We start from the raw sequence: 19,723 nt of genomic DNA on the forward strand, positions 1-19,723 counted from the left end.
GATGACGTTCGCAACCTGCGAACGTCATCGTCGTTTTCCGGCCGTCGATCCCACGGACCATGAGCGTTCGCGTTTACTCTAAAAAGGCACACGGCCGTGCGGATTGACCAGATCGCACGAGTCTTTGATCCGGATGTCCTGGCCGACCAGCCGGCAAACCTGCCGCTTGTAATTCGGATTGTTGCGGATAGCGGCGGCTGAAGTGGTCATCCCATACTGGCGGGCGACTTTGGCGACGAGGTCATCCTGGCAGTAGGGCGTCGCGAGCCACGACCCCTGAACATTCTGGTAGCCGTTCGAACAGGCGATCTTGGCCTCGGCGCCACCACTGATTGCTACGAACGCCAATGCCGCGCTTGCCCAAACTATCGCAGTGCATTTCTGCATCATGGTATTTAATCCTCACGTCACCCAGACTCGGGCTTTGAAAAACGTGCGCTTTATATACGCCTTTTCCTGCCCGGCCGTCTTGCCTATGCCGAAACGTCGTGAAATGGGTTTCCGCCGAAATCTGCGTTTCTTAAATTGGCGCTACTGTGAAACGCATGACGCCGAGGAGGTCTGCCGATGATAACGGTTTATGACGCCGCTGGCGGCAAGCTGAAGCCGCGGGATGAAACCGGCAATCTTTCGACCAGCGTCTGGATCGACCTGCAAAACCCCGCCGAGGACGAGGACAAGGCCATCGAGCAGGCGCTCGGCATAGAAGTGCCGACCCGCTCGGAAATGCGCGAGATCGAGGCGTCAAACCGGTTCTATACCGAGAACGGCGCTTACTACATGACCGGCGTCATCCTGCACAACAGCTCGCAAGACGTGCCGATGACATCCGTGATCACGTTCATCCTCTCCGGGACCCGGTTGGTGACGGTGCGCTATGCCGACCCGCGCGCCTTCCCCCTCTATGTGGCGCGCGCCGCCAAGGGTGACACCGCCTGCGCCACCGGCGCCGGGATCATGATCGGCCTCATCGAAATGCTGATCGAGCGGGAAGCCGATCTGATTGAACGCGTACAAGACGAAGTCGAGCGCATGGCGCCCGTAGTGTTCGGCCAGAAGGGCGCTGGACAGCCCTCACGCAACCGTCGCCTCGACGTACTCCTGAAAACGATCGGCAGGGAGGGCGACGTGACGGCGAGAGCCCAGGAAAGCGCCATGTCCGTCCACCGGCTCGTGCTGTACTTCGCCAACGCCGTGCGCGAGCGGAAAGACGACAAGCGGATCCTGGCCCGCATCGAAGCCGCCGGCCACGACATCATGTCCCTGATGGAAAGTCTTCGTTTTCTGTCCGCCCGAACGACGTTCCTCCTCGACGCGACGCTTGGAATGATCTCGAACGAGCAGAACCAGATCATCAAGCTTTTCTCGGTGATGGCAGTGATGCTGATGCCGCCGACCCTGGTCGCCTCGATCTACGGCATGAACTTCCGGCACATGCCGGAGCTCGATTGGTCGATTGGCTATCCGGCGGCGCTCGGACTGATGCTCGTGTCTGGCCTCGTGCCGTACCTTTACTTCCGCAAAAAGGGTTGGCTGTAGGCGACCGGCTAGGCTCTTAGCTGTCGGCGTGCATCGCCGGAGAAGCCGCGGAGAAAACTCAAAGTACAGATCGGTTGCCGAGCGAGCCGCTTACGTCTGCATAACTACGGCGCGGGCAGTCAGCGAACGCTCGGTTCAATTCGCGAGGCGGCACTCGCCTGACGTGCATTTTGCTGTCGTTGAGCATTTAAATAACAGTGTACAGACATAAATCGTTCCCGCAGCGCGGTAGTCAATTGATCCGGAATAGAAATGATCTGACACGGAATGTTACCGCTCCCGAGTTCCATTCTGCGGCGTGGCGTCGCGCAACCCAAAGGTGCATGGATAAAAGTTTATATTTTTCAATTCGATGGGAAATATGGTTAAAATGCGTTGGGAGCAGCAGGTTGACCGCCCTACCCGGTAATGCTCGTTGTGCACCGCCAGGACGGGGGAACTCCCCAGTCAGCAGGGCAGCAGAAGAACTGGGTTCTGGAGTTCTGTGACGGGTCACATGCTAGACGGGCCATCTCTCTCAACACTTACTGTGCCGCCACCGAGGCGGTTGACCTGCAGTGCCTTAAGTGGCTGCGGGCGGGGGAAACGCTCATTCGACCCGGACCACTGCTGCTCCTTTTGAAAAAAGGAGTGCACTATGCGTTCGACGAATATTGCCATCGCTGCCTTCGCGTCTGCAGCACTTATGGCCGGCGTGATGCCGGCAGATGCGGCCACTTGGTCATGCCAGGGTCCAGCATACGTTTGTGGGGCACCCGCAGCACATCAAACGTCCAGGTCCGGGTATTCTCACAGAGCCGTGAAGTCTCGGGTCGCACACAGGACTTCGCGATCCAAGGTCGCTTCCAGGTCGTATCGGCGCAACTACGCCGAAGCTCCCAGCCGAGCCCGTAAGTCTTATAGGGTCGCCTCTGCCGGCGGCAGCTATAGCGGCAAGGCTTCCTACTACTGGCAGGGCCAACAGACGGCCTCGGGCGCCCGGTTCAACCCTAACGGCATGACCGCCGCTCACCGCACGCTTCCGTTCGGCACCCGCGTACGCGTGACGAACCATTCGAACGGCCGGTCCGTCGTGGTCACGATCAACGATCGCGGACCGTTCGTCGGCGGTCGCATCATCGACCTATCGCGGGGCGCCGCGCAGGCCATCAGCATGACCGGTGCCGGCGTCGCAAACGTCTCGCTGGAAATTCTGGGACGAAGCTAAACCCGTAACCCAAATCGCGGGATTTCTGGAGGCGTCGGGGAAACTCGGCGCCTCCGGACGTTTTGCTGCCACCGAATCGAATTACCGAATAGAGGATCAGGGGGATTTCCGGGGGGAAAGCCGCGTGCGCCGAGGATCTTGCGTAAGCTTTGTCGTTGTCTTGGGGGCCGCGATCACGGCCGTTTCCGGATCCGCCGGCGCTCAGTCGCTGACGGAGGCGGCGTTCGCCACTGCCGCAACATCGGAGCGCCCGCCGACTCCGGTCGGCGCCTGGCAGACGGCAGTGTCTCCAGAGGCCGGCGTTCCTGCCCGCGACCCGCTTTGGACCGCAATTTCGCTCAGCGCCGCCAAAATGCGCATCGCTCATGCTTCGATCAGCCCTCCCGCACGCCCGCAAGATCCGGACGCCCAGCGCGGTCCCCGCCTGACGGGCGCCGGGCACGGCGTGACCGGCCTCGCATCCTACTACGGACAAGGCGAGGTGACGGCGACCGGCGAACGGTTTGATCCGTCCGCCATGACCGCCGCCCATCGGACGCTGCCATTCGGCACCCGCGTCCGCGTTACCCGGGTCGATACCGGCAGCAGCGTCGTCGTCCGCATCAATGATCGCGGACCGTTCAAGCCGGGCCGCGTCATCGACTTGTCTGAGGGGGCGGCGGAAAACCTCGGCATAACCAGGATCGGCTTGGCCCAGGTTCGCCTCGAAATTTTGGGCCGGTAAAGCGGCCGCCCCATTCTTGTCATCGCTCGCTGCGGCTGTACGCTTTTTCGAGACGGGCTTCCAAAACGCTGATCTGATCTAGGTAGGCGCCTTTTATGCAGCTCGCGTCGCGGCCACAGTCATCGCGGACCGCGAGGAAATGGCGCTGATAGTTGCGTAGCGCCTTGCGCTGGCTCTCGGTGTCATAGGCCTGCATCAGTTCGTCGTAGCGCCGGCTCATCTGCTCGTCGAGCGCGCCCAATGTGTCGTTCCTGCAAATAATCCGCTCCGACGCGGCTTCCGCGTTGCGGCAATCGAACTGCCTTGCGGCGGCTGGCTGGCTCTGACTGAGCACTGCGGCAAGCGTCATCGCGACGGCGCCCCAACGCGTGGCGGCCGATTTCAAATTCTGTCTGTCAGTCATGGTGCCCGTGTCTCCCGGTCTCGCTTGAACCCACCCCGTGGTGGAGATTGGAGAATGCCGTTCGCCGGCAGGAAACATCAGCCCATTAGCCACGATCGTCCGGCAAGACGCCGAAGCCGCGAGTTGGGTCCTAATTCCGGTTGCCGTCGAGGGATAAAAATCGGTATTTTCCGGCATCGACGCACCCGTCCCTCATTCGCGTGGCCCATGAAAAAAGCGACAGCACCTCTTGCGCCTGCGACCACTCGCGCCGAGGCCCTCGACCGCATCAAAACGGCTATGGTCGAGAAGAAGTTGACGCAGGCAGAATTGGCGGACACCGCCGACTGCCACGAGAAGACGATCCAGAACATGCTTGGCGGCCGGTCGGTCCGCGATCAGACGCTGTTCGATGTCTGCATGGTGCTTGGCCTCGACTTCCACGGACTGCGGGACGCCTGGCATGGAGAGTCGGTTGCGGTCGCAAACGGCCCGTTGGAATTGAAGGGAAACACGGGCGGCGTCGCGCCCGTTTACATGGGCGCCTATTCGAGCGCCGCGGTCGATCACTACATCGGCAGCTACTTGACGCTCAGGCGGGCGTTTACGTTGCCTGATACGATCGTCGCCTACCGAACCGACATCAGTTGGGATCCCGATTGGCCAAGCTTGCTTTTTCAGGAGCGCGACCGGCCGGATGCACCCTACGCGCACCGTGGCCGCCTCTACATTCCGGCATCGTCGAGCTTCATCCACCTTGTATCGCTGACCAAGGGGGCCATGCGCATGGTCGTCGTCTCGCAACTCGACCGCGCCGGCGAGATGCGAGGCATCATCACAACGCTGAACAAGCAGCGGGCCACATTCATCCCGGTAGCGACGCCGATCGTCTACGCCCGGCGAGAGAGCTTCGAGGCCGAAGCCCTTGGCGACATCACCCCTAAAAACCGGGCCTACGCTGAGTATAAACGGTTGCTCGACGAAACGATCGAGCAAGGTTACGCGCGGCTTGTGATCTGATTATCGGACGCCTCGATTACTTGGCGTGCCGGCCGGCAACGCTGCGTCTGGCGACCGTGCGCTTTGGCGATACCGCCGGGCGAAACACGACGCCATCCTCGACCGGCGGGAAGAAGTACTTCGCGAGGTCGACCGTTTCGAGCCGCCCGACCGCCGAGCGTGCCACGTCCAGCCATTTCTCGGCGTGATCGCGGCCGGCACCGTGCAGATACGTGATCATGTCCCAATCGGGCTTCACCGTCGTGTCGGGGCTGAGCGTGCCGGTGATCGGTCCGCCGTCGATCAGATGGAAGCGATGCCGGCAGATCGGCGCCAAGCGTCCCTTTGCAAGCAGCGCCCCGGACGTTTCGCGCACGGCGGTGATGACCTCGATATCGCGCAACAGCGGCGCGTTGAACGTCAGCCGGTTGGCGTGGTTCGAGATATCGCGCGCCGTCGTCGGCAGTTTGGAGTTGACGCGCGGCGCCACCATGACGAGCAGCGTGTCGGACGTCGGGCTTTCGCTGGCGAGCGTGATGAGATCGGGATTTGCCGAAAACCCGCCATCCCAATAGGCCGCTCCTTCAATCTCGACGGCCTGGTGCAAGACCGGCAAACAGGCGGACGCCAACACCGTCTCGACCGTGATTTCGTCCTGACGGAAAAGCCGCGCTCGGCCGGTTGCAACATGTGTTGCGGCGATCAGCAGCTCCACAGGGGATTTCGAACGTATCAGATCGAAATCGACGTTGTCGGTGAGCAACCGGCGCAGCGGATCGAAACCAAGAGGGTTGAATTCATAAGGCGACAACATCGTCGCGAAGTGCGTTGTCAGTTGCGACGGACGCACGAGGCCGTTGAGAAAAGGATTGAGCCACGTCAGATCCGGAACGCCGGCCTTGTGAATGGCCTGCCAGATCTTGAACATTTTCTCTCGCGCTTTTTCGCGCGAACCTTCCGCAAGGCCCGCCGCGAGCGCAACCGCATTGACCGCACCGGCGCTCGTCGCGCTGATCCAGCCGAATCGCAAATACTCGTCTTCTAAAAGACGGTCGAGTACGCCCCAGGTAAAAGCGCCATGAGCGCCGCCGCCCTGAAGGGCGAGATTGATGTCTACAATTTTTGGCAAACCGCATTGCTCCCCGCGCGCTGCGTATCGATTCCATAGGCTAGTGCATTTTGCTTTTGCCTAGCGGTGGCGGCAGGCTCATGTCAGGGGCCCGCGGCACAACGACGTCCACTTCATCTCAGCTTCATTCGTAAAGCATCAATGCCAAATGCCACACACACCTAGTTACGGATTCCCAAACAATCTGCGCGATTGTTACAAAGCAGCATCAGCGTTGAACGACGGCACTGCGAGATCCGGCCATCGTGCAAATTTTCCGGCGCTGTGATTACGAAATGCACAAATTTTGCGTGGCAAATGGCCGCTTCGCGAAGTGTATGACACCTATGCACGCTCGCTTGTGCGCTCGTACGTTTCACGATGATGCGTCGAGGAAAGATTCGCTGATTTTTGTGACAGGACCATCTGGCCTCGACAGCCCTCTGACGACGTGGCGAATTCGCAAGCCATCCGGATTTTTGAAAAACGTAAAGAGATTGTACTGTGCCAACGGTTCGTCGCCATGTGCGACTGCGGCCGATGCCGAAGCCACGCCGACGAGCGGCACCGGTTTGCCGAGCGTCGGTAGCCAAGTCACCGTCGGCTTATGGTTGTGCCCATAAAGAACGAGTTCGGCGTCGCCTCGCTCGAGCAGGCGCCTCAGGTGGGCCGCATCTTTGAGACCACGTCTCGGCGTGTCGAGACTGGCCAACGGAGGATGGTGAATGAGGACCACGCGAATTGCGCCCTCTTCGCCGAGTTCGGCAAACTGCTCCTGCGCGATCTCGAGCTGATGCGGTCCCAACCGGCCACTCGCAACGAACGGCGGAGTTTCGACGGCCGAATTCAGGCCGACGAGTGCCAGCGGTCCGACGCGCCTGATGAACGGGAAGGCCAGTGTGTCCTCTTCGCAACCCATATAGGGTGCCCACCGGGCGACGCCGCGGTCTCCGCGCATGCTCGAATAGATGTCGTGGTTGCCCGGTATGACCGTGACCTTGTCCGGCGGCCCGATGTTCGTTAGCCAGACCAGCGCCGCCTCGTGCTCTGCAGGTAGCCCGAGATTTACCAGATCGCCGGTGATCGCGATGTGATCGCTTCTGAGCGCCAGCGCGTCGGCGATCAAACGATCGGCAACTGCAACGCTATGGACATGACGCCGCGAGCGCTGCCAATTGAGAAAGCCGAACAGGCGTTTGGCATTCCAATATTGCCAAGCGACGCCCGGAATAGGCGACATGTGCACGTCGGAAAAATGGGCGAGGGTGAAGGTTTCAGTCATCTGGTGGGACAGCGCACGAGGTCGGGCCGCGCAACGTAGCACAATGTGCTACAAAGCACGCTCGTGACACGTTCAAATATCTAAGCAGTAGATTAAGGGAGTGCGCGTTGCTTTTGACCCGTATTGCAGCACGCGTCCTTCAGAGCTATTGGCGCCTTACGCGCGGCCTGAAACTCGGCGCCGAAGCCTGCGTCGTCGATGCGGGCAACAGGGTGATGCTGGTTAAGAACGCAGACCAGAGCCGCTGGTCTCTGCCTTGCGCGACCGTGCGAAAGGGCGAAACGCTCGGCGAAGCGCTTGAGAGCTGCCTCAAGATGATCCATGGCATCGAAGTTAAATCCAAGCCAAAACTGTTCTGGATTTACACCGAGACCGACAGTTCCCGATGTCAGCAGACCGGGCTTTTCGTCGTGAAGCACTGGCAACAGGTAGCGCCCGCTTCGCTCGAGACGGAGGCGTTCTTTCGCCTCGACGGATTGCCGCCCGAAATCGAGGCTGAGACGGCAGTGCGAATCAGCCACATCCTCGAGGGTCGCACGCCCTCGGAAGTGTGCTAGAAGCCCGCCCGACCTTCAGCTGCACGAAGCGCGTCTCGCATGTCCCCGTCTCTCGTCATCCGCAAAGCCCTGCCCGCCGACATCGCCGAGATTTCGAAGCTGCACGCTCGGATCTTTGGGCCGGGCCGCTTCGCGCGATCGGCTTATCGGGTGCGCGAAGGCAAGGGCCATCTCTCGCGTTTCTGCCTCGTCGTCGAACTGGGCGGCCAACTTGTCGCTTCGCTTAGGATGACGGAAATCGCGATCGGAGGCACAACGGGCGCGGCGTTGCTCGGACCGGTCGCCGTCGAGCCTGCACACCGCGCGAACGGCGTCGGCACAACCCTCGTGATCCAGGCCCTCGAGGCCGCGCGCAGCAGCGGCACGGCACTCGTCGTTCTGGTAGGTGACGAACCCTATTACGGTCGTTTCGGCTTCAAGCCCGTGCCGGTTGGACAGATTGTTTTTCCCGGGCCGGTCAACCCGGCGCGTATTTTGGCGTGCGAATTGAAAGACGGCGCGTGCGCCTCCTATCGCGGTCTCGTCGTCGCCGAGCCATCCAAGGCGCCCGCGGCAGGCTCCCGATGAACATCGCGCGGCTTGCGGCGCATTCAGCTACGTAAATCAGGCCAATAGCCATCGCCTGCTCGCTTTTTTCAACGAGCCGAGTAGATAACTTCGCAATGGCGCAATAGATTGACCGACGGATTTTACGGGCGGCTGAAGTTCTCGACCTGAGCATGCCGGAATTCGACCGGTATTGGACGTGATAGAAAACGAACGGGATTGTTGGGGGGACTGACCTATGAGCGAATTCTGGTCGCCCGGCGGAAAGTTTCCTTTCCGCACGGCGGGATTGGTGCTGGCCCTCTTTTCCGTCTCGATTTGCTTTGGCCATTCCGAGGCGCAGGCTCAACGTGCCGGCGCTCGCGGCAATAGCGCGCCGGCCGTCACGCTCGCACAAGTCAAAATTCAGCGCATGAATGAACGCGTCGCGGCGGTCGGCTCCGGCCGCGCCCGCCAACAGGTGACCCTTACGACCAGGACAGCGGGCGTCATTACCGAAGTCCTGTTCCAAGGTGGCCAGCTCGTCGAAGCCAATCAGGCCCTCGTCAAGCTCAATGCCGATACCGAAGCGATCGCTGTCGAAACAGCTGAAGCACAGCGCGCTCAGGCTGCAGATACTGTCGCACGGTACAAGCAGCTGAATCCCGGCACGATTACCAAGGTGGCGATTTCCGAGGCCGATACGGCACTCAAGGTCGCCGACGCGGCCCTCCGCCGAGCCCGCGACGATCTCGAACGGATGACGCTCAAGGCACCCTTCAAGGGAATAATGGGGCTGTCGACCTTACAAGCCGGCGACTATCTCGCCGTTGGCTCTCCCATTGCGACCATCGACGATCGTTCGACGCTGCTGATCGAGTTCACCGTTCCCGAGTCAGTGGCACCCTCGATGAAGGTCGGGCTTCCGGTCCGCGCCAATCTGATCACGCGCTCGGGCGAAGTCTATAACGGAACGATTCAGGCCGTTGGCACCCGCATCGATCCCGTATCTCGAACGCTCGCGGTGCGCGCCGAAATTCCCAACTCCGATTTGAAACTGATCCCTGGCTCGACCTTCTCGATTTCGGTTCAGCTCCCAGGCCAGGACGCTCCGGTTGTGCCGGCCTTGGCGATCGAATGGGACCGGCAGGGCGCGTTCGTCTGGCGCGTCTCCGAGGCGAACACGGTCGAACGGGTGAACGTCGCGATCCTCGGCCGTGATGGCGATCTCGTGAACCTCGACGCCAAGTTGAACGCCAACGACAAGGTCGTGAGTGAGGGTGGCAGTTCGCTGCGCGACGGCCAGACTGTAAGACCGCAGAGCTCCTGAAATCGTCGAGCTTCCGACGGGCCGAGCCTCGTTGGACCATTCACTGAAGGAGCGATGTGATGACCTCGGCACAAGAGGAAAAGATACCCGAGAACGCCGACGACGGCGGATGGGTCGGCATTTTCGTGCGCCGTCCCATTCTTGCGCTCGTGCTCAATCTCTTGATCATCATAGCCGGGTTCGCCGCCTACCAGGGCATTGAGGTTCGCGAGCTGCCTGACGTCGATCGGCCCGTCGTGACCGTTAGAGCCGATTATCTCGGCGCGACGCCCGAGAGCATAGACTCCCAGGTGACCGCCATTATCGAGAGTGCCGTGTCGCGGGTGCAGGGCGTGACGAGCATCTCGTCCAATTCGTCCTTTGGCTCGGCCCGCATTTCGATCGAATTTTCGAGCAGCACAAATCTCGACACCGCCGCCATGGACGTTCGCGACGCGGTCGCCAGCGTCGTCAATCAGCTGCCGAAAGACATGGAGGACGAGCCCCGCGTCATCAAGGCGGATGCCGATGCCCAGCCCATTATTCAAATGTCGGTCGCGTCGACAAAACTGTCCGAAGGCGAACTAACGGATCTCGTCAACAACGTCATCGAAGACAAGCTGGCGGCCGTCGAGGGTGTCGCTGCAGCAAATTCGTACGGCCTTCGAGCCAAGACGATCGAGGTCCGCGTAAACCAGGTTGCACTCGCGGCACGAGGTTTGAGCCTTGAAGACCTCATTACCGCGATCGGCAAGGCCGCGGTTACGACGCCATCCGGCGCGCTCGAGAACGCGACGCAACAGTTGCTCGTGCGTGCCGAGGCGCCCGTCGCAACGCCCGACGATGTCAGCGCGCTCGAGATCAATGCGCAAACACGCGTCAAGGACGTCGCTTTCGTTCGGTGGGGCTTCCAGGATGCCACCGCGATGACGCGCCTCGATGGCAAAACAGCCATCGGCATCGAAATCATCCGGGCGGCCCAAGCCAACACCATCGATATTTCAAACGGCGTCCGCGCCGCGGTAGACGAATTGCGCAAGTCGCTGCCGGAAGGCGTCGAGATCGCGATCACGTCGGACGATGCGACGTTCATTCGTGAATCGGTGAAGGAAGTCATCACGAGCCTCCTGCTCGCGAACGCTATCGTCATTCTGATCATCTTCGCGTTTTTGCGTTCGTTCCGCGCGGTCATCGCCCCGGCGATTTCTATTCCGGTTTCTCTCATTGGTACCCTCGCCGCCATCTGGGCCGCCGGCTTTTCCATCAATATCCTGACGCTTCTGGCGTTGGTCGTCGCCACCGGCCTCGTCGTCGACGATGCCATCGTCGTCATCGAAAACATCGCCCGGCATCGGGCAATGGGCGCCGGACCAAGGGCGGCCGCTGTTCTGGGTACAAAGGAGATCGTGTTTGCCGTCATGGCGACGACGGCGACGCTGGCTGCCGTTTTCATTCCGGTCTCGTTCATGCCCGGCATCGTCGGTAACCTGTTCTCGGAATTCGGATTCGTGCTGGCGTTCTCCGTGACGATCTCGGCGGTGGTCGCATTGACCGTCTGTCCAATGCTCGCTGCAAAACTTGGCACCGGGGAAGAAGGCCACGACGATCACGGACTGATTGGCCGCTTCGGAACGCGTTTGTCGAATCTCTACATGGGCATCGTCGAGATCTGTCTGAAGCTTCGCTGGCTGGTCGTCTTACTGTGCCTCGGATTTGGTGCGCTCGGCTGGTTCGCATTCCAATCGCTCAAACAGGAAATCACGCCGGCGGAGGATCGAGGCGTCATCCAGATCCGCTTGACCGCGCAGCAGGGCAGCAATCTCGACTACATGTCGAAACTGACTCAGAAGGTTGAGAACGTCCTGGCAGCCTACAAGCAGACCGGCGAAGTCACCGACGTATTGAGCTCAATCGGCAACGGCGGCGTCAACAACGCAAGAGTTATCGCATCTCTGGCGCCCTGGTCCGACCGCAAGCGCACGCAGCAGCAGATCCAAGCTGAGCTCCAGAAAAAACTCGCGGATATCCCCGGGCTCAGGGTCTTGCTGCAAACCGCGAACAGCCTCGGCATACGCGGCGGCGGCCAGGGTCTGCGCTTTGCCATCGTCGGCCCGAGCTACGACAAACTCTCCGACACGGCGGTCAAGCTCATCGGCAAACTTGAAGAGTTGCCTGCCTTCAGAAGTGCGCGAACCGACTATGACACGACGCAGCCGCAGCTCTCGGTTCGCATCGATCGGGAAGCGGCGACCAAGCTTGGCGTGCCGATCGCGACGATTACGAGCCTGATCAACACGATGATCGACTACCAGAAGGCCGCCGACTTGTTCATCGGCAACGACATCGTCGAAATCCAGGTCAAAGCCGGTGGCCGCCCGATCAACGATCCATCCGACCTCAACAACCTCTTTGTGAAGGCAGCCGACGGCAAGTTCATCACGCTCTCTTCACTCGTTACGATCAAGGAAGTCGCGATAGCCCCGACGCTCGGGCGCGAAGACCGTCAGCGATCGGTCGGCATCACGGCCGATCTCAATCAAGGCGTCGTTTTGGGCGACGCGGTCCAACAGATGCAAGCCGCGGCGAAATCGGTGCTTGAGCCGAACATGTCGATCACGCTGCTGGGCGAGGCCAAGACGCTTGCCGAGACGACGCAGAACACAGCCTTCGTCTTCGGCATCGCGCTGCTGATCGTCTTCCTGGTCCTGGCTGCGCAGTTTGAAAGCGTGACGAGCGCTCTCGTCATTCTTTTCACAGTACCGTTCGGCCTTGCCGCGGCGGCGCTCGCGATTAAGCTGACGGGCGGTACGATGAACGTCTACAGCCAGATCGGTCTTGTGCTCTTGGTCGGCGTCATGGCCAAGAACGGCATTCTGATCGTTGAATTCGCCAACATCCGACGTGACGAGGGCGCCGATGTCGACAGCGCGATCCGGGAGGCCGCACGCACGCGTCTCCGGCCCGTCACGATGACGATGTCGGCGGCCGTGCTCGGTGCCTTGCCTCTGATCTTGGCGCATGGGGCAGGCGCGGAATCACGCCTCGCCTTGGGTTGGGTCATTATCGGAGGACTTGGGTTTGCGACGCTCTTTACGTTGTTCCTGATCCCCGTCGCCTATCGCATCCTGGCGCCGTTCTCAAAACCACGCGCCGAGGAGACGCGGCGACTGATCGAAGAACTCCAGGTGGCTCCGCGCTAGCCGCCACCGCTGCCTGTTCGTAACGAACCGAGCCGCTATTCACCAGCCGCCGTAATACCGGCGTCTTAAGGGCCTGTCGAAATAAACATCGTCATAGGGCTCATACACGACCGGTGGAGCGTAATAGCGAACTGGCGGCGCGTAGTAGACGACCGGAGGCGGGTAATAAACCGCGGGCGGTAGATAATATCCGTATCCACGCGGGGCATAGTAATAGTTGGAATAGTACCGGGGCCCGCAACACCAATCGTAGCCGTACCTGCGATAATAATTCACCGTGCTGACGGAATTGCCGGTACGCGCGACGTGCAAGTTGGAACCGAGGAAACTGGCCGGACCAGCCGAGGCCGTCACTGACCCCAACGGCAATATGACCGAACCAGCGACGAGCAATGCGAACATCGTTTTACGCATACTGATCTCCACCATCGAGCCGCAGGAATTTGTAGCTCAGGTTTATGACCAAGGCGATTACAAAGTGTGTTTGCGCCGCAATGCGCTAGCGCACGATATGCCTAAACGATTATGGGAAGCGTTTACCAAAACATTTCCAATTTTCTATTCGTTCGATATGTCGGCTCAATGCAGCGCAGCATTGGTTTTCACGTGCCTTCTGAATTAGCGGGCTCCCAAACCTTCTATCGCCGCCGCGGCGTTCTGCAATCCGGCGAGTGTCATGATGCCGTCTGCCGGTGTACGCGCCGTGCTGTTTATTCTCTCGTTCCAGAATGGACGTGCAATGGTCGAAGGTCGCAACACTCGGCAACAATCAAGTTTCCGCAGGCTCTGGCGCCGACGCTCGCGCGCCGCCTCTGGATACAGAAGCACTCGACGTCCTGTCCCGGGCGAGCCCCTTGCCGCCACCTCCTAACGATATGGGCGGCGCAACTGTGGAGCTGGCGCTTCCTATTCAGTTCAAAATCAAGCGGTAGGACATGATCACCACGCTGACGGTTAAATTGATCGCGTAGGGTGTGATCATGGCACGTTATACACCCTCGATTGAGCGTGCATGTCCAATCGATATTTAACTTTTCTCATCAAGTATCCCACCGATCCGGCCTTGGTTCGATTTGGATTGATGTGTCTGCAAAATGAATTGCTCTACGTTGCCCGGCGACACGAGATCGATCGCACAGTTCAAGAGACTATATGATCAGGCTTCGCAGCTTGCGAAGATGGGCGCTTGGGAATGCAACCTGGACACGGGTGAGCTGACCTGGACCAATGGTGTCTATGATCTCTTCGAACTTCCGCGAGGTTTGCCAGTCCGTAGGGCGGCGATCGTCGAATTGTATCACGACGATTCACGTCAGCAGATGGAACGGATGCGCTCCGAAGCTATCAGGGGCGGCGGCAGCTTTACGCTCGATGCGCATATTCAGACGCGCCGCGGCTCAGACCGATGGATGCGTCTGACGGCCGATGTCGCGTTTGAGCATGGAAGGCCCGTTCGCCTTTTCGGCGCCAAGCAGGATATCACTTATGAAAGGCAGCTTTGGGATCGCCTGAGGCAACTCGCCGAGTGCGATCCTCTGACAGGCTTGGCCAATCGCGGCGTATTCGAAGAGCGCTACCATCAGCTCAGCAAGCACGCATTCAACGACGTCTCGATTGCAGCTCTTGCGCTCATCGATCTCGACCACTTCAAAGAGATCAACGATCGGCTTGGCCATGCTGCGGGAGATGAATGTCTGCGGCAGGTCGCAATCCGGCTGCAACGGGCTTTCGGAGATGCGATACTGGTCGCCCGCATTGGAGGCGACGAGTTCGCGGTGCTCCTACGCGGCCCGCTTCCATCCTTGGAAATCAAGCAAACACTTGCTCACGCTTTGCGTGCCTTGTGCCGCCCCGTCATATGGAGAAACTTGCTTATCGACGTCGGCACCTCGATCGGCGCCGCAATTCTGAAGCGGTCGTATCATCAAGATTCCTCACAGCTCTTTGCCGAAGCAGATTCCGCCTTGTATGCGGCGAAGGCCGCCGGCCGAAAAATGGTCCGCATCTTCGGCGAAGATATCGACCATCGGCCGCGTTCCAGCGCTTTGTACAAAGTGGCCGGACATTCGTTCCAATCCGAATGAAGCCGGTGCCCAGGTCAGGCATAACGGACACAAATCCGGCCGGACCGTCAGATCAATGCGAAATTTCTTCGGCGAGATAATATCGGTTGACCCAGCCGCTTACGTTGCGATGCCGGATCGGGCACCAGTCTTCCACACAGCGCCCGGTAATGACGATGCCACCGGCGGCCGGTGAAATCTCTCCGACCAAGTCATGGTCTTGTGAAGGTCCATTGCGAATATTCAGCACATCATACGGTTCGACGCCCGCCACCTTAAACGACGTGCTTTTCACTGCAGGTGCGGGCCTCGCAGAACTCGCAAGTACCTTTTTTGCCAAATGCGTTTTCGGCCGCACTGCAAGCCGGGGCACAGGCACATTAATCGGCATGCTTCGAGGTTTCGTCAGCGGCGGCAAATCTATCGAGGCTTTCGTCGCAAGCTGCGTGGAAAGAGAAACTTGCTCAGGCTGAGCACCGCCGCGTTCATTTGATCGATTGGCCAAAGGCGCGCTTGCAACGGCTTCTTTGAGCTCATGCCTATTCGCCGGAGGCGGAAGCTTGCGATCCGGCTCTTTCTTCTTCACCTCCGCCACGTGCGTCGCGACCGGAATGGCAAGCATTGGCTTCGCGAGAGTCTGGCCCTCTTCTACGATCGTCGCGGTTCCGTTTTCGCCATCATCCCTTTGCCAGAAAATCCGCTTGGCTTCTCTGCTTACGACGAGGCAACGCGTTTCGGCATCGAACCATCGAAACCATTTGTAGCAAAGCCGGTTGCTTGCCACCCACCAGCGCCCGCGATCGGTCGCAGCGCCGAGCAGAGAGGCCAATTCTTTGGCGTCTCCCGACATGAGACCGTCCCGGTTGAAGCGAATGGACACGGTGGTGCCGAGGGGAGTGTCGAGTTCGAGCACAGAGCCGGAAACGGCCGTCTTGATGCCATCGTCGGTAAGCTGCACCTGCTGCGCAGACAGAGGTCCGGCAACGAAGCAACTCATCAATAGGATGACGAACCGGCGCAAACGCTAACCCTGTCAAAAGAAACGCCAAGTGGTCGGAAAACCATCTCTGCCACCCGAGTGTGGCAGAGATTCGATGCCGCCCGACGTGAGAGGATTTAGGGACCGAAGCGGTTTGACACCTATCTTAAGGATAAGGGTGTGAAGGAACGATAACCACGAACATCGCAATTTTCTTCCGAGCGGCCCGTTCTGCTCGGGAACGCCTGGAAACTACAAAAAAAGCCCCGCCGGAGCAGATCAGCCCAAGAACGGATCTTTCATCAGGATCGTGTCGTCACGCTCGGGGCTGGTCGATAGCAGCGTCACGGGACATTCGATCAGCTCTTCGACACGGCGCACATATTTGACCGCCTGCGCCGGAAGATCGGCCCAACGCCGCGCCCCTTGCGTCGACTCCGACCAGCCTTCGAAATCTTCGTACACCGGCTCGATGTGCGCCTGAGCGCCGGTGCTCGCGGGCAACCGGTCGAGCCGCTCGCCGTCGAGCATATAGCCGACGCAAATACGGATCGTGTCGAAGCCGTCAAGCACATCGAGCTTCGTCAGTGCGATCCCGTCGATGCCCGAAACCTTGGCGACCTGACGGACGAGAACGCTATCGAACCATCCGCAGCGCCGTTTGCGCCCCGTGACGGTGCCGAACTCGTGACCACGCTCGCCGAGCTTCTCGCCAAGCGCGTCCGTTAGCTCCGACGGAAACGGCCCGGCCCCGACGCGTGTCGTGTAGGCCTTCGCAATGCCGAGCACATAGCCGAGGACGCGAGGCCCGACACCCGAACCCGTTGCCGCCTGTGCCGCGATCGTATTCGACGAGGTGACGAACGGGTAGGTTCCGTGGTCGACATCGAGAAGTGCGCCCTGCGCGCCTTCGAACAGGATGCGTTTGTCGTGACGGCGCGCCTGATCGAGCAGGTCCCACGTCACATCCATGTACGGCAAGACCTTCGGCGCAATATCGACGAGTTCGGCGATGAGCTGCTCTTTCACGATTTCGGGCTGACCGAGGCCGCGACGTAAGGCGTTGTGGTGGGCGAGTATCCGATCGACCTTCGGCCCAAGCGTCGCCGGCGCTGCAAGATCCTGAAAGCGTATCGCGCGGCGTCCGACTTTATCTTCGTAAGCAGGGCCGATGCCACGGCCAGTCGTGCCGATTTTCTCGGTGCCCGCGGCCGCCTCGCGAACGAGATCGAGTTCGCGGTGCAGCGGCAGGATCAGCGTGGCGTTTTCCGCGATACGGAGGTTGTCGCGCGTCACCGAAACGCCCTGCTGACTCAGTCTCGCGATCTCTCCGACGAGCGCCCAAGGATCAACGACGACGCCGTTGCCGATGACGGAGAGCTTGTCCGGTCTGACGACGCCCGACGGCAGCAACGAAAGCTTGAACGTCTTCCCGTCGATGACGAGCGTATGCCCGGCGTTGTGGCCGCCCTGGAATCGTACCACGACGTCGGCGCGCTCTGAGAGCCAATCCACGATCTTGCCTTTGCCCTCGTCACCCCACTGGGCGCCGACCACGACGACGTTTGCCATTCTCAAACCTTCTCACGACTTGGCCCCGGCGTCCGCCGAGGCCATGGGGTCAATACCACCGAGTTTATAACCGAGATTCGAGGACTGCGAGGCCCTCTCAGGGCCCGTAGACGATCGACTTCGACGCAGGCCACGAAATTCGGTAACCGTATTCGAGCACCTTTTCCTCGTCGGGCTCGAGCGCCGCTGCGAACGCTATAACACCGCGCTTGCCGTCGACGTTCTGCGTCGTCGGCGACACGCCCGTATACTCGACTTTGATCTCATCATTCTGCGACACCGGGATGCGGTCCAGGATCGCCACGTCGATCGGCCGCTCGTGCAAATTCTTGACGCTGACGCGGTAATTGCGGCTGTCGACGTGGGAGGTCGATATCAGACCGGACTCGCCGCGTTTTTCTTCGAGCACCGTGTGCTTGACCTTGACTTGATCGTCGACCCCAAAGCCGAGATCGTGTTCCTCACCGGGCTGAAGGAGCGGCATGTCGCCGGCGCCGACAAAGGTGCCGTCGCGAAACAGATAAATTTGACCCGGCAGCAGCGGCGTACCCTTCGCGATTTTGATCTTGCCATAGAGATAGGCGTTGGGGTCGAACTTCGGCACGGAACGACTGCTCAAGGTCGCTTCGATATCCTCCGACATCAACAGCACGCGTTTGACTTCGCCGTTACCCGCAACCGTTGTTCGTCCCGGTACAGTGAATGTCGCTTCGAACGGCGCGCTTTCCAGTTGCGCGACAGTTTCCTCAACCGGCGCGGGTTCGGAGACGGCTGTCGCCGCTTCTTCTTCGGCGGTGTCCTGCGCGGGTTCGGCGCTCATTTTACGCTTCGATGCCGCAAGACCGGCACTCGGCGCGGCCATGGCAACGGGCCTGGGTTGATGTTCGTAATCGACGAACTGCGTCTCGAGCGGCGGGGTTGATGACCCATCGGATGGCCGCGCGGTCGAAAGCTCCAGGGCAACATTGGTCCAGTCCTCTCCTGACTTCTGGGTGATCGCGGCGCGACGCGCAAGGTTCACCTTCGGTAGTTCCGTCTTCGATCCCGTTTGCAGCCGCGCGTCGTAGATCGGCGCCCAATGGGCTTCCGGCACCTGGTAGCGGATTGTCAGATCGGCATCGAGCGGGCTCTGCGCGATGACGTGAACCGTAACCTCGGTCTGCTGCGTCTTTGCCGGAGCTAACGACTGCAGTTGGTTTTCGAGATCTTTGACCTTGCGATCGATGTCGCGAATTTTCTGCTTTGCCTCGAGCCCGAGTTTGCTGGCGTCGCCGGTCGCTTGGGCAATGAGGGCGAGAATCTTCGGCCAGTCGTCACCGCTTGATGGTGCCCCAGCCGCCGCCGGGGGTAGCGGCCGCGTCGGAAGCTCCGCAAGATTTCCAATCAGCGTCTGTTGCGTCTTGGCCGCTTCCGCCTGCGCGTCGAACCCGGCTTTCTGATCGTTCAATTGCTCGATCTGGTCTTCGAGCGATTTCCGCATCGCATCCGCTGCCTGGCTTTCGGCGCGCTGCAGAAGCTTGCGCGAGGTATCGACGGAGCCGATCTCGAGCTTACCCGTGGCCTTACCTTCGACGCGGATCGACCCCGGCACGGCACTCGCGGGCACATCATCGATGATGATCGTGTGTTCGCCTTTTTCGATCTTCACTTTGGCGAGGCGCGTCACCTCCGCACCCGATAAATACACGGTCACGGAATCGACGATCGAGGTTGCAGGCACCTGGGCGGCAAATACCCCCGAGCACGGAACGACCAAAAGAAGTGCCGCTAGGGCAAAACGCATATGACTGACCTTTGGCTGATTGACGGTTGCGAGTGACAACGGCAAACGCCCGGCCATTTTGCGGCGGCTGGCGAGCACGGAGCGATTATGACCGATACGGGAGGCAAGAGGAAGCCATTGACACGGAACCGTAATGTTTAAAATTCCGATTGAATCAGGCTTCCAGGCTGACGCGCGCCCGCGCCTGCGTATAGGCCCAATCGAGCCACGGAGTGAGCGCCAGGATATCGTTCTTTTCGATCGTCGTGCCGCACCAGATACGAAGCCCCGGGGGCATACCGCGATAGGCCGCGATGTCATAGGCGGCGCCCTCAGCTTCGAGCACACGCACCATATCGCGCGTAACATTCAATGCCGCAGCGTCACCCGCCTTTAGAAGATCCGGATCGACAAAGCGCATCGCAACGGACGTATGCGATCGCGTCAGCGGATCGATCGCCAGCGGTTCGACCCAAGGAGTGCGCTCGATCCAGTCATAAAGAGCCGCCGCGTTG

At 60.2% G+C, this 19,723-nt stretch carries 17 protein-coding genes and 1 pseudogene; 9 read left to right on the forward strand and 9 right to left on the reverse strand.

The genetic code is table 11. From position 1 onward, the window contains the following. Nucleotides 1-78: 78 nt before the first annotated feature. The gene (locus tag VN623_RS07320; RefSeq protein WP_325569619.1) at nt 79-348 is read right to left on the reverse strand and encodes a hypothetical protein; all 270 of its coding nucleotides are present in this window, start codon (nt 346-348) and stop codon (nt 79-81) included. Nucleotides 349-567: 219 nt separating this feature from the next. Here VN623_RS07320 and VN623_RS07325 point away from each other — a divergent pair, with 219 nt between their 5' ends. The 3 genes from VN623_RS07325 (at nt 568) to VN623_RS07335 (ending at nt 3,470) form a co-directional block, all read left to right on the forward strand. Continuing rightward, on the forward strand, nt 568-1,539 hold the full coding sequence (locus VN623_RS07325; RefSeq protein WP_325569621.1) for a magnesium transporter CorA family protein: 972 nt from the start codon (nt 568-570) through the stop codon (nt 1,537-1,539). Nucleotides 1,540-2,236: 697 nt separating this feature from the next. Then, nucleotides 2,237-2,746 (forward strand): septal ring lytic transglycosylase RlpA family protein, encoded by a 510-nt coding sequence (locus VN623_RS07330; RefSeq protein WP_414653182.1) that lies wholly within the window; start codon nt 2,237-2,239, stop codon nt 2,744-2,746. Between the two features lie 124 nt (nt 2,747-2,870). Continuing rightward, on the forward strand, nt 2,871-3,470 hold the full coding sequence (locus VN623_RS07335) for a septal ring lytic transglycosylase RlpA family protein (RefSeq protein ID WP_325569625.1): 600 nt from the start codon (nt 2,871-2,873) through the stop codon (nt 3,468-3,470). A gap of 19 nt (nt 3,471-3,489) precedes the next feature. On the opposite strand, the gene VN623_RS07340 is transcribed toward VN623_RS07335, so the two are convergent. Then, on the reverse strand, nt 3,490-3,873 hold the full coding sequence (locus VN623_RS07340) for a lysozyme inhibitor LprI family protein (RefSeq protein ID WP_325569627.1): 384 nt from the start codon (nt 3,871-3,873) through the stop codon (nt 3,490-3,492). 207 nt (nt 3,874-4,080) lie between these two features. Here VN623_RS07340 and VN623_RS07345 point away from each other — a divergent pair, with 207 nt between their 5' ends. Next, nucleotides 4,081-4,872, forward strand: coding sequence for a helix-turn-helix transcriptional regulator (locus tag VN623_RS07345; RefSeq protein WP_325569629.1), 792 nt, complete (start codon nt 4,081-4,083; stop codon nt 4,870-4,872). Nucleotides 4,873-4,888: 16 nt separating this feature from the next. Here the strand turns inward: VN623_RS07345 and VN623_RS07350 are convergent, their stop codons facing one another. Together VN623_RS07350 and VN623_RS07355 are read right to left on the reverse strand one after the other, a co-directional pair. Beyond that, a complete protein-coding gene (locus VN623_RS07350; RefSeq protein WP_325569631.1) occupies nt 4,889-5,980 on the reverse strand; it encodes a patatin-like phospholipase family protein in 1,092 nt (363 codons plus the stop codon). A 355-nt stretch (nt 5,981-6,335) separates the two neighbouring features. Further along, nucleotides 6,336-7,241, reverse strand: coding sequence for a metallophosphoesterase (locus tag VN623_RS07355; protein WP_325569633.1), 906 nt, complete (start codon nt 7,239-7,241; stop codon nt 6,336-6,338). Between the two features lie 113 nt (nt 7,242-7,354). Here VN623_RS07355 and VN623_RS07360 point away from each other — a divergent pair, with 113 nt between their 5' ends. From VN623_RS07360 to VN623_RS07375, 4 genes are all read left to right on the forward strand, one after another. Further along, nucleotides 7,355-7,798, forward strand: coding sequence for an NUDIX hydrolase (locus tag VN623_RS07360; RefSeq protein WP_325569635.1), 444 nt, complete (start codon nt 7,355-7,357; stop codon nt 7,796-7,798). Nucleotides 7,799-7,837: 39 nt separating this feature from the next. Then, entirely contained in the window at nt 7,838-8,365 is a 528-nt protein-coding gene (locus VN623_RS07365; RefSeq protein WP_325569637.1) for an N-acetyltransferase, read from the forward strand. Nucleotides 8,366-8,582: 217 nt separating this feature from the next. Then, entirely contained in the window at nt 8,583-9,653 is a 1,071-nt protein-coding gene (locus tag VN623_RS07370; protein ID WP_325569639.1) for an efflux RND transporter periplasmic adaptor subunit, read from the forward strand. 59 nt (nt 9,654-9,712) lie between these two features. After that, nucleotides 9,713-12,832, forward strand: coding sequence for an efflux RND transporter permease subunit (locus VN623_RS07375; protein WP_325569641.1), 3,120 nt, complete (start codon nt 9,713-9,715; stop codon nt 12,830-12,832). A 39-nt stretch (nt 12,833-12,871) separates the two neighbouring features. Here the strand turns inward: VN623_RS07375 and VN623_RS07380 are convergent, their stop codons facing one another. Next, complete coding sequence (locus VN623_RS07380) at nt 12,872-13,246, reverse strand: hypothetical protein (protein ID WP_325569643.1); 375 nt, start codon at nt 13,244-13,246, stop codon at nt 12,872-12,874. A gap of 680 nt (nt 13,247-13,926) precedes the next feature. Between VN623_RS07380 and VN623_RS07385 the strand changes: the two genes are divergently transcribed. Continuing rightward, the gene (locus tag VN623_RS07385; RefSeq protein WP_325569645.1) at nt 13,927-14,916 is read left to right on the forward strand and encodes a diguanylate cyclase domain-containing protein; all 990 of its coding nucleotides are present in this window, start codon (nt 13,927-13,929) and stop codon (nt 14,914-14,916) included. Between the two features lie 52 nt (nt 14,917-14,968). Here VN623_RS07385 and VN623_RS07390 read toward each other — a convergent pair whose 3' ends face one another. The 4 genes and pseudogenes from VN623_RS07390 to VN623_RS07405 form a co-directional block, all read right to left on the reverse strand. After that, a complete protein-coding gene (locus VN623_RS07390) occupies nt 14,969-15,892 on the reverse strand; it encodes an SH3 domain-containing protein (protein WP_325569646.1) in 924 nt (307 codons plus the stop codon). A 261-nt stretch (nt 15,893-16,153) separates the two neighbouring features. Beyond that, complete coding sequence (locus VN623_RS07395; protein ID WP_325569647.1) at nt 16,154-17,446, reverse strand: adenylosuccinate synthase; 1,293 nt, start codon at nt 17,444-17,446, stop codon at nt 16,154-16,156. A gap of 97 nt (nt 17,447-17,543) precedes the next feature. Next, complete coding sequence (locus VN623_RS07400; RefSeq protein WP_325569649.1) at nt 17,544-19,229, reverse strand: mucoidy inhibitor MuiA family protein; 1,686 nt, start codon at nt 19,227-19,229, stop codon at nt 17,544-17,546. 154 nt (nt 19,230-19,383) lie between these two features. Next, nucleotides 19,384-19,723, reverse strand: a pseudogene (locus VN623_RS07405) (phosphoserine aminotransferase); the annotation flags it as partial.

Source organism: Hyphomicrobium sp. (assembly GCF_035572195.1).
Classification (GTDB): Bacteria; Pseudomonadota; Alphaproteobacteria; order Rhizobiales; family Hyphomicrobiaceae; genus Hyphomicrobium_B.

Coding starts and splice junctions, on each gene's coding strand:
- VN623_RS07325 (WP_325569621.1), top strand. CDS start 568: ATGATAACGGTTTATGACGCCGCTGGCGGCAAGCTGAAGCCGCGGGAT.
- VN623_RS07330 (WP_414653182.1), top strand. CDS start 2,237: ATGCCGGCAGATGCGGCCACTTGGTCATGCCAGGGTCCAGCATACGTT.
- VN623_RS07340 (WP_325569627.1), bottom strand. CDS start 3,873: ATGACTGACAGACAGAATTTGAAATCGGCCGCCACGCGTTGGGGCGCC.
- VN623_RS07345 (WP_325569629.1), top strand. CDS start 4,081: ATGAAAAAAGCGACAGCACCTCTTGCGCCTGCGACCACTCGCGCCGAG.
- VN623_RS07355 (WP_325569633.1), bottom strand. CDS start 7,241: ATGACTGAAACCTTCACCCTCGCCCATTTTTCCGACGTGCACATGTCG.
- VN623_RS07365 (WP_325569637.1), top strand. CDS start 7,838: ATGTCCCCGTCTCTCGTCATCCGCAAAGCCCTGCCCGCCGACATCGCC.
- VN623_RS07370 (WP_325569639.1), top strand. CDS start 8,583: ATGAGCGAATTCTGGTCGCCCGGCGGAAAGTTTCCTTTCCGCACGGCG.
- VN623_RS07375 (WP_325569641.1), top strand. CDS start 9,713: ATGACCTCGGCACAAGAGGAAAAGATACCCGAGAACGCCGACGACGGC.
- VN623_RS07380 (WP_325569643.1), bottom strand. CDS start 13,246: ATGCGTAAAACGATGTTCGCATTGCTCGTCGCTGGTTCGGTCATATTG.
- VN623_RS07385 (WP_325569645.1), top strand. CDS start 13,927: ATGAATTGCTCTACGTTGCCCGGCGACACGAGATCGATCGCACAGTTC.
- VN623_RS07390 (WP_325569646.1), bottom strand. CDS start 15,892: ATGAGTTGCTTCGTTGCCGGACCTCTGTCTGCGCAGCAGGTGCAGCTT.
- VN623_RS07395 (WP_325569647.1), bottom strand. CDS start 17,446: ATGGCAAACGTCGTCGTGGTCGGCGCCCAGTGGGGTGACGAGGGCAAA.
- VN623_RS07400 (WP_325569649.1), bottom strand. CDS start 19,229: ATGCGTTTTGCCCTAGCGGCACTTCTTTTGGTCGTTCCGTGCTCGGGG.